Origin of the sequence: Eubacterium sp. AF36-5BH (genome assembly GCF_003460505.1) — a bacterium.
Taxonomy (GTDB): domain Bacteria; phylum Bacillota; class Clostridia; order Lachnospirales; family Lachnospiraceae; genus Eubacterium_G.
Map to the genome: position 1 here is coordinate 63430 of NZ_QTVG01000003.1, position 13814 is coordinate 77243.

At 32.4% G+C, this 13814-nt stretch carries 13 protein-coding genes and 1 other RNA gene; 2 read left to right on the forward strand and 12 right to left on the reverse strand.

Features of this window, described 5'->3' with window-relative positions; genetic code table 11:
* Nucleotides 1-5: 5 nt before the first annotated feature.
* From DW006_RS03240 to DW006_RS03265, 6 genes are all read right to left on the reverse strand, one after another.
* Nucleotides 6-530: an adenine phosphoribosyltransferase gene (locus tag DW006_RS03240; RefSeq protein WP_117999035.1), complete on the reverse strand. Its 525-nt coding sequence runs from the start codon at nucleotides 528-530 to the stop codon at nucleotides 6-8.
* Nucleotides 531-556: 26 nt separating this feature from the next.
* Nucleotides 557-2311: a single-stranded-DNA-specific exonuclease RecJ gene (gene recJ, locus DW006_RS03245; RefSeq protein WP_117999036.1), complete on the reverse strand. Its 1755-nt coding sequence runs from the start codon at nucleotides 2309-2311 to the stop codon at nucleotides 557-559.
* A gap of 68 nt (nucleotides 2312-2379) precedes the next feature.
* Nucleotides 2380-4611: a protein translocase subunit SecD gene (gene secD, locus DW006_RS03250; RefSeq protein ID WP_243002569.1), complete on the reverse strand. Its 2232-nt coding sequence runs from the start codon at nucleotides 4609-4611 to the stop codon at nucleotides 2380-2382.
* A gap of 14 nt (nucleotides 4612-4625) precedes the next feature.
* A complete protein-coding gene (gene scfB, locus DW006_RS03255; protein WP_117999037.1) occupies nucleotides 4626-5987 on the reverse strand; it encodes a thioether cross-link-forming SCIFF peptide maturase in 1362 nt (453 codons plus the stop codon).
* Between the two features lie 81 nt (nucleotides 5988-6068).
* Nucleotides 6069-6209 carry a six-cysteine ranthipeptide SCIFF gene (scfA, locus tag DW006_RS03260; RefSeq protein ID WP_022165931.1) on the reverse strand — a complete coding sequence of 47 codons (141 nt, stop codon included), beginning with the start codon at nucleotides 6207-6209 and terminating at the stop codon, nucleotides 6069-6071.
* 92 nt (nucleotides 6210-6301) lie between these two features.
* On the reverse strand, nucleotides 6302-6658 hold the full coding sequence (locus DW006_RS03265; RefSeq protein ID WP_117999038.1) for a TIGR04086 family membrane protein: 357 nt from the start codon (nucleotides 6656-6658) through the stop codon (nucleotides 6302-6304).
* 260 nt (nucleotides 6659-6918) lie between these two features.
* Between DW006_RS03265 and DW006_RS03270 the strand changes: the two genes are divergently transcribed.
* Nucleotides 6919-8217, forward strand: coding sequence for a hemolysin family protein (locus tag DW006_RS03270; protein ID WP_117999039.1), 1299 nt, complete (start codon nucleotides 6919-6921; stop codon nucleotides 8215-8217).
* 173 nt (nucleotides 8218-8390) lie between these two features.
* On the opposite strand, the gene DW006_RS03275 is transcribed toward DW006_RS03270, so the two are convergent.
* The 5 genes from DW006_RS03275 to pyrB all read right to left on the reverse strand — a co-directional run bounded on the left by DW006_RS03275 (nucleotide 8391) and on the right by pyrB (nucleotide 12437).
* Nucleotides 8391-8768 carry a DUF2085 domain-containing protein gene (locus DW006_RS03275; protein WP_243002570.1) on the reverse strand — a complete coding sequence of 126 codons (378 nt, stop codon included), beginning with the start codon at nucleotides 8766-8768 and terminating at the stop codon, nucleotides 8391-8393.
* Entirely contained in the window at nucleotides 8758-9057 is a 300-nt protein-coding gene (locus DW006_RS03280; RefSeq protein ID WP_117999041.1) for a zinc ribbon domain-containing protein, read from the reverse strand. Before DW006_RS03280 ends, DW006_RS03275 begins: the two co-directional genes overlap by 11 nt.
* A 175-nt stretch (nucleotides 9058-9232) precedes the next feature.
* Nucleotides 9233-10759 carry a leucine-rich repeat protein gene (locus DW006_RS03285; RefSeq protein WP_158561056.1) on the reverse strand — a complete coding sequence of 509 codons (1527 nt, stop codon included), beginning with the start codon at nucleotides 10757-10759 and terminating at the stop codon, nucleotides 9233-9235.
* 315 nt (nucleotides 10760-11074) lie between these two features.
* Entirely contained in the window at nucleotides 11075-11527 is a 453-nt protein-coding gene (locus DW006_RS03290; RefSeq protein WP_022165927.1) for an aspartate carbamoyltransferase regulatory subunit, read from the reverse strand.
* Nucleotides 11520-12437, reverse strand: coding sequence for an aspartate carbamoyltransferase (pyrB, locus tag DW006_RS03295; protein ID WP_117999043.1), 918 nt, complete (start codon nucleotides 12435-12437; stop codon nucleotides 11520-11522). Before pyrB ends, DW006_RS03290 begins: the two co-directional genes overlap by 8 nt.
* A gap of 117 nt (nucleotides 12438-12554) precedes the next feature.
* Between pyrB and DW006_RS03300 the strand changes: the two genes are divergently transcribed.
* Nucleotides 12555-13379 carry a purine-nucleoside phosphorylase gene (locus DW006_RS03300; protein WP_243002571.1) on the forward strand — a complete coding sequence of 275 codons (825 nt, stop codon included), beginning with the start codon at nucleotides 12555-12557 and terminating at the stop codon, nucleotides 13377-13379.
* A gap of 84 nt (nucleotides 13380-13463) precedes the next feature.
* Here the strand turns inward: DW006_RS03300 and rnpB are convergent.
* Nucleotides 13464-13807: RNase P RNA component class A (gene rnpB, locus DW006_RS03305), an RNA gene on the reverse strand.
* Nucleotides 13808-13814: the final 7 nt, after the last annotated feature.

Here is a 13814-nt window from a genome sequence, read left to right on the forward strand (position 1 = left end):
CCTTTTTATTTTCCATCGTATGTTACTACTGCATCTACTCTATATTTTGAAAGTTTTTCTCTTCCTTTAAGTCCTGCAAGTTCAACTAAAAACAGGTTATCTACAACTTCTCCTCCTAATTTTTCAACTAACTTAATAGCTGCTTCAATTGTACCACCTGTGGCAATTAAGTCATCGACTAAAATAACTTTCTGACCGGGTTTAATTGAATCTATATGCATCTCAATTTCAGCTTTTCCATATTCTAAATCATAGCTTTCTGAAATTGTCTCACATGGTAATTTACCTTTTTTTCTAACTAATACAAATGATTTTCCAAGTAAGTAAGCTAAAGGCATTCCAAATATAAAACCTCTTGCCTCTAAACCAACAATTACGTCAAAATCTATATCTTTAATCTTGTCCAACATTGAATCTATAGCAATCTTTAATCCCTTTGGATCCTGTGTTACTGTTGTAATATCTCTAAAGATAATTCCAGGTTCAGGGAAATCCGGTATACTTCTAATATATTTTTCTACTTCATTCATTCTTCTTGTCCTCCTTATGAATGCTTTTAGCAAAATCTGTCAATTACGATTTGTATTTGGCTATTACCGTTAAATTCGTTTATTGTCGGGTAATATGTAGCCATTATCTCAATGTTGTTTTTCTCCCCTACTAAAGCCTTGTTAATTTCTTCCTGACCGAATTTATTTTTCAAAAATTCCATAAAATCAATAACACGGCTAAAAATCATTGCAGTCATTGTATATGAACTGCTATTTGTAATGGTAAGTTTCAATACGTTACCATTCTTACCCAATATTTGTAATTTATTTATTTTTAAATGCTTTTCAGCAAATATTGGCTTTTCATTACCTTTACCAAATGGTTTGATAATACTTAACTCCTGTATCATATTCATTGTAACATATTCAAGGGGGAGTTGCATATCAATCCATACCTTTAAATATAAATCTTCTTGAGTTAAATTACAATTTTCATTTAGTTTTTTTCGTAAAATATCTATATTTTCTTTTGGAAGGGACACACCTGCAGCCATTTTATGGCCACCAAATTTAGTAAATAATTCTTTTACCTTAGTAAGCTCAGCATACATGTCATATTCTTCAATGGAACGTCCAGAACCCTTTACGCCTTCTACAGCATCTGTTAAAACAATGGTTGGTTTATTATATTTTTCCCTTACACGACCTGCAATAATTCCAGCAATACTTTCATGGCAATGTTCCAAATATATAACCAAAACTGAATCATCTAATTGTTCTGCTTTTTCAATAGCTTCTTTAGTTCCTTTTTCTGTTAAATCTTTTCTTTCATCATTTAATTTTTTCAAAGCCCCGGCTAAAACTTCTGCGTGTTTTTCATCTTCACATTCAAGCAAATCCATTGCTTTTTTAGCAGTGTCAAGTCTGCCACTGGCATTTAAACATGGTCCAAGCACAAAGCCAAAATGATAGGAATCAAGATTTTTTTTATTCAACTTACACTGATTAATTAAAGCATTAATTCCTATATCATTACTTGTTTTTAAAGCTTCCAGACCTTCCTTAACAATTATTCTGTTTTCTCCCTTTAATTCTACCACATCGCATACAGTTGCCATAGCACCATAAGGTAATAATTTTAATATAAATCTTTCGCTTACATGCATATTTTCAAATAGGGCACGCATAAACTGAAATGCCACCATCGCTCCACATAATTCTTTAAAAGGATATTGACAATCTTTTTGCTTATGATTAACTATTGCATCTGCCATTGGTAAAATATATTCTTTTTTACCATTATTTTCTTCAAAAACAACTTCATGATGGTCTGTTACAACAACAGTCATTCCCAATTCTTTTGCATATTCTATTTGTTTTATGGCAGCAATACCATTATCACATGTAACAATAGTATCAACACCCTGGTCGTATGCCTGTTGTATTAATCTTTCATTAATTCCATAGCCATCTTCAATTCTATGTGGTACAACCACATCCACATCAGCGCCTAAATACTTCAAACAGGTATGTAAAATATAGCCGGAACATATACCATCAACATCATAGTCGCATATAATTCTGATTTTACTTTCATTATTTATTTTTATACTCAAAATATTAACTGCCTTGTCCATGTCCTTAAACAACCATGGAGAACTTATTTCATTTATAGTTCCGTTAAGATATTGCTCTATTTCCTTTTCTGAGACAACGTCCCTGTTTCTCATTAATCTTGCAGTAATAGGACTAATATTATATTTTTTTGCAATACCATTAAAATCTGCTTTTTTTGTTTGTAAAAACCACTTTTCATTCATAGTTAATCACCATTTTAAAGAAGAAAAGCGGCACCATCAATAGATGATACCGCTCAATAAAATCTTAATTATTTATCGTATTTCTTACCTTTCATAATGTACCATAAAGAACCAGTAACAAATACTGATGAGTAAGCACCAGCTACAATACCTACCATTAATGGTAATGTAAATTCTCTAATAGATGATACACCCATTACAAAAATCATAAATACCATTATAAATGTTGTAAGTGAAGTATAAATACTTCTTGTAAGTGTTTGTGTAATACTCTGATTAATAATATCAATCATTGTATCTTCACGTTTCATTATAGCCTTGTTTTCTCTAATTCTATCGAAGATTACGATTGTAGCGTTAATTGAGTAACCTACAATTGTAAGCAAACATGCAATAAATGTTGTTCCTACTGTTACTCTTGATAAGCCGTAGAAGCCTACAACAATAAGTACGTCATGTAATAAAGCTATAACAGCTGCTAAAGCAAAATGTACATTCTTAAATCTGAACCAAATATAAATTAACATACAAATTGTTGCTATAACTGTTGCAACAACAGCATCTGTTTTCATTTCAGAACTGATTGTATCTGAAATTTCTGTATCATTAAAGTTCTGCTTGTCATCCTTAGCCTGATATTTGCTAATTAATAAATCTTTAAATTTATCCATTTGTTCACCTTCAAGTTTCTTTGTCTTGATTGTGAATAATCCCTTATTATTTGTATCCTTCTGAGCCTGTATGTCATTTGTTGAAAGTAAATCTGCAATTGCAGGTTTTACTTCTTTATTAAATTCATCAATTGTATAGTCTTTATCAAACTGTACCTGAATTGATGTACCACCCTTAAATTCAATGCTAAAGTCAAATGGGCCATTACCCTTAGCAGTGTTAAAGATAATTCCGCCAATTCCTATTACTATAACAGCAATTGATATAACAAACCATACAGCTCTCTTTTCAACAAATTTAATTGTTTTCTTAACTCTTTCTTTACCGTAGAATACAGGCTTCTGGAATCCCATGTAGTAAAGCATCCATACAAGACCTCTTGAAATTACAAGAGATGTAAATAACTGGATAAAAATACCAATCATAAGAGTTGTTGCAAATCCCTGAACTGTACCTGAACCCTTAATCCATAATACTAATGCAGCAATAAATGTTGTAACGTTACCGTCAACGATTGCTGATGTTGCTTTCTTAAATCCTATTCCAATAGCACTCTTAACATTCTTACCTGCGGCAATTTCCTCTCTAATACGTGCATAAATAATTACGTTAGCATCAACTGCCATACCAATATTAAGAATAATACCTGCAATACCAGGTAATGTAAGTGTTAAGTCAAATCCGTTAAGTGCTAAAAGCATTAACTCAATGTATGATATTAAAGCCAAGCCTGCAGCTAAACCTGGAATTCTATATACCAATAATAAGAATAAAATAATTATAATAAAACCAACAATACCTGCCTGAATACTCTTTGATAAAGCATCACTACCTAAGTTAGCACTCTGAACGCTATGGCTTAATTCATCAAGCTGTACTTCCAAAGAACCAATACCGATGTTTGTAGCAAGTGTCTGAGCTTCTTTTAATGTGAAATCACCTGTAATCTGTGCCTGTCCACCTGTAATGACAGCCTGAATTTTTGGAGCACTTAAAACTTCATCATCATAAATGATAAATGACTGTTCGCCAACATGAGAACTTGTCATTTCACCAAAAGCCTTTGTTCCTTCTGAGTTGAACTGTAAATTTACGATGTTTTCATTTACACCTTTATCGTTTGTTGTAGCCTGTCCTTCAGCACTGGCTACTGTATCACCTGTTAACCATACCTGATAATAACTCTTATCTACCTTAATGTATTTCTTATTCTTTAATTCAGCCTTTGTTGGTGTGTACCCACTCTTTGCCGCTGTACAGAAATATAAAATACCCGGTTTTCCTAATTCATTTAATACTTCATCAGCATCGTATGCACCTGGAATTTCAACAGTAATTCTGTCTTCACCAGCCTTATATGCTGTTGCTTCTGTACTAAATGCAGCAATTCTCTTTTCAAGTTTTGCTCTTGTTTTTTCTAAAGTATCTGCTGTTAAATTACTTTTATCAGATTCTGCTACCTGATATGTAATACTTACACCACCCTTTAAGTCAAGACCCTGAGTAATGTATTTTGCCTGGCCACGATCCCCTATACCAAACATAATAACGTAACCTGCAAAAGCAAGTACGGCAAGAGAAATAATAAATGCTATTATTCCCTTTGTTTTGTTCATCTTAATTTTCATCTTTTACCTCTTTCTTAGTCAGCATCCGCTAAAGCTGCCTTTATCATTATTGAGCATTCCACTCTTTTTTTCTGCATTTCACAACCTATGTCATAGGCATCATTTATTGTACCGTGGAAATTGTATGAGTTTGCTGCACATCCACCACTACAATAAAATTTTGAAAAACAGTTTTTGCACTTTTCTTTTGAATATACGTTGCAATCACCAAATGTTTCAACTATATCGTTTCTAACGATTCCGTCATTTACATTCCCCATTAAGAAATCTTCATTGCCAACAAACTGATGACATGGATAAAAATCTCCCCAAGGTGTAACTGCTAAGTATTCCGTACCTGAACCACATCCTGATAATCTCTTATAAACACATGGTCCCTGATTTAAATCAATCATAAAATGGAAAAAGTTAAAGCCATTACCTTCTTTTTCCCTCTTAATATATTCAAGAGCTAATTTATCGTACTCTTCCATAATTTTAGGTAAATCTTCTTCTCTTATAGAGTATGGATCTTCCTCCGGTCCAACAACCGGTTCAATAGACATTTGTTTAAATCCTAAGTCTGCAAAATGCTTCACATCTTCAGAAAAATCTAAATTATCTCTTGTAAATGTACCTCTTACATAATAGTTTGTCTGATTTCGGCTATCTGCAAGTTTCTGAAACTTTGGAACAATAAGGTCATAACTACCCTTACCTGTTCTAAAAGGTCTCATTCTGTCATTTACTTCTTTTCTACCATCTAAACTTAAAACTACATTTGACATTTCTTTATTAAGATATTCCATTATCTCGTCATTTAATAAAACACCATTTGTAGTTAATGTAAATCTGAATTTCTTATTATTTGGTTCTTCAAGTGAACGACCGTATTCAACTAACTGCTTTACAACATCCCAGTTCATTAATGGTTCGCCACCAAAAAAGTCAACTTCCAGATTAACTCTGTTTCCTGAATTTGCAACTAAAAAGTCTAAAGCTTTCTTACCCACTTCAAAACTCATTAATTCTCTACGGCCATGGTATTCACCTTCTTCTGCAAAACAATACTTGCATGCTAAGTTACAATCATGAGCTATATGTAAACATAGAGCCTTAACTACTGTCTGACGTGTTTCCTTAAACTTTTCTACGAAAGGCTGATATATATCCTCAGTAAACAACTGTCCATCTTTCTTCAACTGTTCAACTTCGTCAATAACTTCTCTTATCTCTTCTTCTTTGTACTTTGAGCTAAGTTTTGAAATTATAGCTTCAGCATCAAGTTTTTCAAACAATTCTATAACATCGTATGTAACATCATCAACAACATGAACCGCTCCACTGTTGACATCTAATACAATGTTGTACCCATTGCTTTTATATTGATGAATCACTGTAATTTTCCTCCCTTTTTAACGCACTATAACAGAGTTGAGTGCTCAACTCTGTTATAGTGTAAATTAATCAATATTAAATTATTTGTTTTCGCAAGTCTGGTTTCCTACTGTACATGATGTCTTGCAAGCTGACTGACATGATGTCTGACATTCACCACAACCGCCTTTTTTCATTGTGTCCTTTAATGTTTTCTGATTTAATGTTTTGATATGTTTCATGGTTTTCCTCCAATACTTATTTGCGTAAAAAGATACTTACGCATAATTCTTATGGTATTATAACACATAAAACGTTTTTTTCAAACGTTTTTTTAACTAACCATTCCTCCGATGGTTCCACCCCCTACAGATGCCAGTAATAATTTTATAATTTCTATTGTTTCACTATTAATTTGACCGTTCACTATTATCGAAACTAAAACTATGACAACAGCATATATGAGACCTGATATGGCTCCCCACATAAACTTCCCTTTATCCATAACTTTTCCTATTACATAACCGCCTGCAAAGGTAGCTATGACATATGTAGCAAGAATTAAAATTTGTATGGTGCTATAGGCTGGTGAGATTTTTAAAACAATAAATGCAACTGCTACTATTAGCACAAAACTTACAATCATTTCTAAAAGTAAGTCTTTTAAAAAAGATAAAATAATTTTGCCCATTTTACTCCTTTTTTCATTTTTTCTTTATTTTATTACAGTGTCAAAATGCCTTATTCTACCTGTACTTTTTTAATAATGGTATTGACATTGAAAGACCGTAATCAGAATTTAGGTATTCTCCTCCCCAAATATTTTTATAATAAATTATATTTGTGGGCAATATAATTTATTACAATTCTTGACTTTAACAGGTTCATTATGTAAAATCTTCCTTAACAAGTCAGGGACTTGAAATATTATTAATTTATAAGGAGAAAGTTATGGGACCCAGTGACATAGCTCTGCTATGCGTATTACTTATTTTATTATTATTCTCGGCGTTTTTTTCTTCAGCCGAAACAGCTCTTACCACTACTAACAAGGTAAGACTTAGAATGCTTGTGGAGGAAGGCAACAAACAGGCCATTATTCTTGATAAGATTTTAGGTAATTCAAGAAAAATGCTTAGTACAATTTTAATTGGAAATAATATTGTAAATATTGCCGCTTCTTCTTTAACAACAATTTTTATGCAAAGTGTTTTTAACGTAAGTTGGATTGTTAGTATTGGCGTTGGTATTCTTACACTTGTAATTATTATTTTCGGAGAAATTATTCCTAAGACAGTTGCATCAATTCATGCAGAATCAATTGCGCTAGCTTATGCTAAACCAATTAATTTCTTTATGGTTGTACTTACACCTATTATTTTTGTTTTAAATTTATTCTCAAGTTTATTCTTAAAACTTTTTAGGGTTAATGTTAATTTAAATTCTAAATCAATTACTGAGGATGAACTTAGAACTTTAGTTGGTGTCAGTCAGGAGGAAGGCATAATTGAAGAAGACGAAATGGATATGATTAACAACGTTTTCGATTTTGGTGATACATGTGCTAAAGATATTATGATACCAAAAGTTGACATTACAATGGTTCCTTTAGATATTACCTATAATGATTTATTAAACGTCATTAGAAAAGACAAATTCACAAGAATGCCTGTTTACAAGGAAGATTCAGATAACGTAATCGGCATTATAAATATTAAAGATATGATGTTAATGGGTGTAAACCCAAACAATTTTGATATAACAAAGATTATGCGCGAGCCATACTTCACTCACGAAAAAGAAGAATTAAATGACCTTCTTATGGAAATGAGAAATAAAGAACCGGGCATGTGTATTGTTTTAGATGAATACGGTCAGACTGAAGGTCTTATTACTTTAGAAGATATTGTTGAAGAAATTATCGGCGATATACATGATGAATTTGACGAAGCTGAGGAACAGGTTATCAGACCTGTTGGCGAAAACGAATATATTGTTGAAGGTTCTATTAATCTTGATGATTTTAACGACCAGTTAGGCACTGAAATTGATTCAGAAGATTATGAATCATTAGGTGGTCTTATTATTGAACATCTTGACCGTCTTCCTAATAAGGGTGACAGTGTTGTAATTGACAATTGCAAATTAACAGTTATAAAAATGGACGAAAAACGAATTGACTTAGTAAAGGTTGTTGTCACTCCTAAAGAAGACGAAACAACTGAATACGATACGGAAAATGAGGAATAAACAATAAACATTTGCTTCTTGAAGGGTACCATTATATTTTTTTCTATTTGAACAAATATAATGGTACCCTTTTATGCAATAATAGACTATCATTACACAAAAAAAGAATTGGCGATTGCCAATTCCTTTTTTCTTTTTATAGTATCTTGAAACTTTCAAAACACCTCATTCTTTTATCTTAATTTTCTGCCGTATTCAAATCCTATCATTAGGCAATATTTTGTTGAAACAATAAATATCATCATTAATGCTATTCCAAACAAAAAACCTGTTATTACACGTCTTGTATTTGTACTTTCGTATTTTGTTTTTGCCTGAATAACGCCGTCAATTATTAGTGGGCATAAAAGTGCAACCCAAACACATATATGAATATTTATTAGAAAATAACATCCAAATATTGCACATATCATACCAGTAAGTTCACCTGTACATCTTGCGCATATTGGAAACTGTTTTCCTTTATAGAAAAAAGAACGATCTGAACGTCTATGACAGCCAAAAATAATTGGTAGCCATTTATAAAACCACTGTTTCATTTTATACGCCAAAAGCTACTCCTGCTCCAACTCCAACAACAATCATTAATACGTACCATAATACTGAAACGCAAACACTAACTAATGCTCCGATTCCTGCTGCTTTTGAATTTTTAGGCTTAGTATCTCTCCATACCAAAAACAAAATCAATCCTACAATTGGAATACAACATCCTAACAATCCCCATCCTATGCTTCCTGTATCATCAGAAGCCGGCTGATTATTACCTGTTGCCACTCCACAATTAGGACATACAACTGCCAAATCATCAATTTCTTTTCCACAATTTTTGCAATACATTTCTTCATCCTCCGTATTTCATAATTTTCTCATTTAGTATATCAACATATTATTTTAGTGGCAATACATTTTAAACTTTTTGTCATTTTTTATTACATTTTTACAAACAATGTAATAAATATTTTTATAAATAAAAGTCTTAGTATAATATACTATGTAAATCGCTACAAACAGTTTATTTAACTATTACTTTGCACTTGGCTTTTTTCCCACCGTCTTTTGTTCTTACCACAATGTAGCATTTTCCTTTTTTTAGTGCCTTTACTTTTCCCTTTGACACTTTTGCGATTTTTTTATTTGTAGTTTTCCATGTCACCTTTTTATTTGTAGCCTTGCTAGGTGTAATAGTATATTTAAGTTTATATTTTTTGCCCTTCTTTAATACTAATTTCTTTTTGTTAAGTTTTATTTTTTTTACAGAACGAACAGGTGTAGGCATACCAATGCATGTTCTACGTGGCTCAATGTACTCTTGCTTTTTGTATAAATTATAGTTGCTCCAACTATTTTTGTATTTGTTGGAATACCATATTACAACATCATCTTTACCTAAAACAAATTTGCCTAAATCATTTGGTTTATTTCCGCAAAAAGTAACTTTTTCTAAATTACTGCAATTATTAACTGCTCCATCTTCAACTTTTGTAACAGTTATTGGGAATTTTATTCGTTGTATGTTTTTATTTTCGCAAAAAGTATTTTTTGCAATTGTTTTAACACCTGTTTTTACTATAACTTCTATGCCTTGCATTGCAGCTGGATAGCATAAAAGATGTGTTTTGTCCTTATTAAAAAGCATACCATTTTCACTGGCATATTTTTTATTTTTACTGTCTAATGTTATCTTTTCCAAAGATGTGCAGCCTGCAAAACAAGAACTAACACTTGCATTTTTGCCATTAATTCCTTCAACCATATTTCCGTCATTTATTTCTGCAAGGGATTCAACAGTTGATGGAATTGCTATTTCTTTAAGGCTTTTACAATTAGAAAATGCATATATGCCTATACTTTTTGTTCCATTAGGAATTACAATTTCCTTCAAACTTTTACAGCCACTAAAGGCACCTACACCAATGCTTTCAAGGCTTTCAGGTATATTAATGCTTTCAAGGCTACTACAGCCTTCAAAGACTCCATCACTTAAATCTTTAATACTATTAGCAATGCTTACCTTTTTCAAATTTTCGCATTGACCAAACGCTTTTCTGCCTAAATATTTTACATGTTCAGGTATAACAAATTCTGCTACGTTTTTACCTCTTGGATACAAAAAAATCACTTCTTTGTTTTTGCTATATAAAACTCCATCTTCGCTGGAAAATTCACTGTTATTGTCATCAACAATAATATTTTCCAAGTTGTCGCATCCATTAAAACAAGGAAATGCTTCCCTTGAATTGCTTTCAATATTTTTTATATTCTCAGATAGTGTAATATTCTTTAATGTTTTGCAGTCTGTAAATGTATCTTCTCCAATGGATACAACTTTCTTTCCATCGATTACTGCTGGTACAACCACATCTTCTTCTGTGCCTGTGTACTTCATTATGTATACATTTTCGCCATTTACTCCATACTCCCAATTTGATGATGTTAAGGTTTCATTCTCTGTAGCCCTAACTCCTGATAGCAACATTACTATCATTGAAAAAGATAATAACGCACTAATTAAAATTTTTGAATTTAATTTTGTCTTCATATTCTTACCTCCTGCTTTGCTTTTTATACTTATATTCATTGCATTAATGCTTAATAAACACAATGTCATTTTATAATTTTAGTATTTTTATCCTCAATCCCAATTTATTTTATAAGCAACTGTCACAATAAATTATATCAGTATAAAATAACACTTAATTAATTTTTTTTCATAAATATTATAACATACTTTCACCTGTTTTTTCACTTCTGCGATAAACGGTACTTTTTTTGTAATGAACGACACTTTTTTCTCTAAAAAAAGAAATCACCGTCAGAAACGGTGATTTCTTCTTGAAATAGTTTATATTAAATTCTATTTACTTTTAATATTCTCCCATAACTTACCCTGCTGCTCTTCACAATACTGGCAACTATAGAGACCATTCTTCTTGTCTGTTAAAATAAATACGTCATCAAGTTCCTGCTCAATTGATGTGATGCATCTTGGGTTCTTGCAATGTAAAACATTTACGATTTTTTCAGGAAGCTTAACTTCTCTTTTTTCAACTAGCTTTCCATCCTTGATAATATCAATTGTAATGTTATGGTCTACAAATCCTAATACGTCAAAATCAACAATGTCATCTAATGAACCTTCAACCTTGATAATGTCTTTTCTGCCCATTTTTCCACTGCGGGCATTTTTTATAATTGCCACCTGACAATCTAACTCATCTAAATTCAAATAATGACAAATTGCCATTGCTCTTCCTGCCTGAATGTGGTCTAATACAAAACCGTTGTTTATTGAATCAATGTTAAGCATCCTTTACCTCCAATAATGTTAAAATAAGCGCCATTCTTACATACACTCCATATTGTGCCTGTTTAAAATATACTGCTCTAGGATCCTTGTCCACTTCAACAGAAATTTCATTTACTCTAGGCAATGGATGAAGTACAAGCATGTCTTCTTTTGCCATTTTCATTTTCTTCTTATCCAGCACAAAGCTATCTTTTAATCTAATATAATCTTCTTCGTTAAAAAATCTTTCTCTTTGTACTCTTGTCATATATAGTAAATCTAACTCGCCAATAACATCTTCTAACTTGGTAACTTCCTTATATTCTGCTCCAGCTGCCTCAATTCTCTCAATGATGTATTTTGGTACTTTTAATTCCGGTGGAGAAATAAGAACAAACTTCACATTGTCATATCTTAATAATGCGTTAATTAATGAATGTACTGTTCTACCAAATTTCAAGTCACCACACAATCCAATAGTAATGTTGTCTAACCTTCCCTTTAAAGACTTAATTGTTAATAAATCAGTTAATGTCTGTGTTGGATGCTGATGTCCACCATCCCCTGCATTAATTACAGGTATTGAAGAATTGTTTGCTGCTACTAAAGCTGCTCCTTCCTTTGGATGTCTCATTGCTGCAATATCTGCATAGCATGAAATAATTCTAATTGTGTCTGCCACGCTTTCGCCTTTTGAAGCTGAACTTGATGTTGCTTCTGAGAATCCAAGAACGCTACCGCCTAAATTAAGCATTGCCGCTTCAAAACTTAAACGTGTTCTTGTACTTGGTTCATAGAACAATGTTGCTAACTTTTTACCTTTACATGCTTCTTTGTACTTTTCTGGGTTTTTCTCAATGTCATTGGCAAGACTTAATAACTTGTCTATTTCTTCTACTGAAAAATCCAGAGGATTAATTAAATGTCTCATTTCACCCTCCAAAACTATTTATTTTTCGCTATTAAGATGATACATTATAGACAATGAATATTCAAGGTTATACACAATATTTTTAGACATTTTTTTGCACTTTTTATGGAGGATATTATGATGAATGATTTAGACATATTAGAAACTTATACCAACATTATTAAGGAACAGACTTCCCTAGTACCAGACATAGCAATTATATTAGGTTCAGGTCTTAATTCTTTTGTAAATATGGTTAATATAGATGCTGAGATTTCCTACTCTTCTTTACCTGATTTTCCTACCTGCACTAACCAAATGCATAAAGGGCGTTTTATTATAGGAACTATAGAGAACAAAAATGTAATTATTGCAGATGGGAGATTACACTACTACGAAGGTTATACTCCTAAGCAGGTTATTATGCCTGTTCGTATAATGAAACTTCTAGGGGCAAAAACACTTGTTATTACAAATGCTGCCGGTGGAATAAATGAGAATTTTGAACCAGGGGATTTTATGGTTATAGAAGACCAGATTTCTTCATTTGTACCTTCTCCATTACGTGGATATAACATTGACGAATTAGGACCTCGTTTTCCAGACTGTTCAAACATATACGACACTGACTTAAGAAATCTCCTTAAGGAATGTGCAGCTAATCTTAATATTCCTATAAAAGAAGGAGTTTATCTTCAAACTCAGGGGCCAAACTACGAAACTCCTGCAGAAATAAAAATGTACAAACTTCTTGGAGCTGATGCTGTGGGTATGAGCACCTCAATGGAGGCAATATGTGGAAGTCATTGTGGATTAAAAATTTGTGGGTTAAGTTGTATCACCAACAAAGCTGCCGGTCTTTCTGATAATAAACTTTCTGACCATGAGGTAATTGAAATAGCTTCAAAATCCGCTAACAATTTCTGCAGACTTTTGTTTGATTTCATAAAAAAATTAGATTAACAATAAAACAAAAACTTATTAAATATAAAAAATATAATAAGTTGAATAATATACTCTATAAATAATTGAAATAATATCCAAATAAAAATGAGTAAGGCTGTAAGCCGGGTTATGTCTTGGATAATCATCTATCTAGGCTAAATGTTGCCACTTAGCTCAAGCAACCTACCCGAAAGCTGGCGGGCAACCAATACTTTCTGCTCGGTCTTGCTTCGGATGGGGTTTACACTGACCTTTAATGTTACCATTAAAGCGGTAGTCTCTTACACTACCATTTCATCCTTACCATTGCTGGCGGTTTAATTTCTGTTGCACTTTCCTGGGAGTCACCTCCACCGGCCGTTAGCCGGCATCCTGCCCTGCGAAGCCCGGACTTTCCTCTCCTGCGTCCTTTCGGCAATAGCAGCAGCGATTATCTACCTTACTCACAATTAT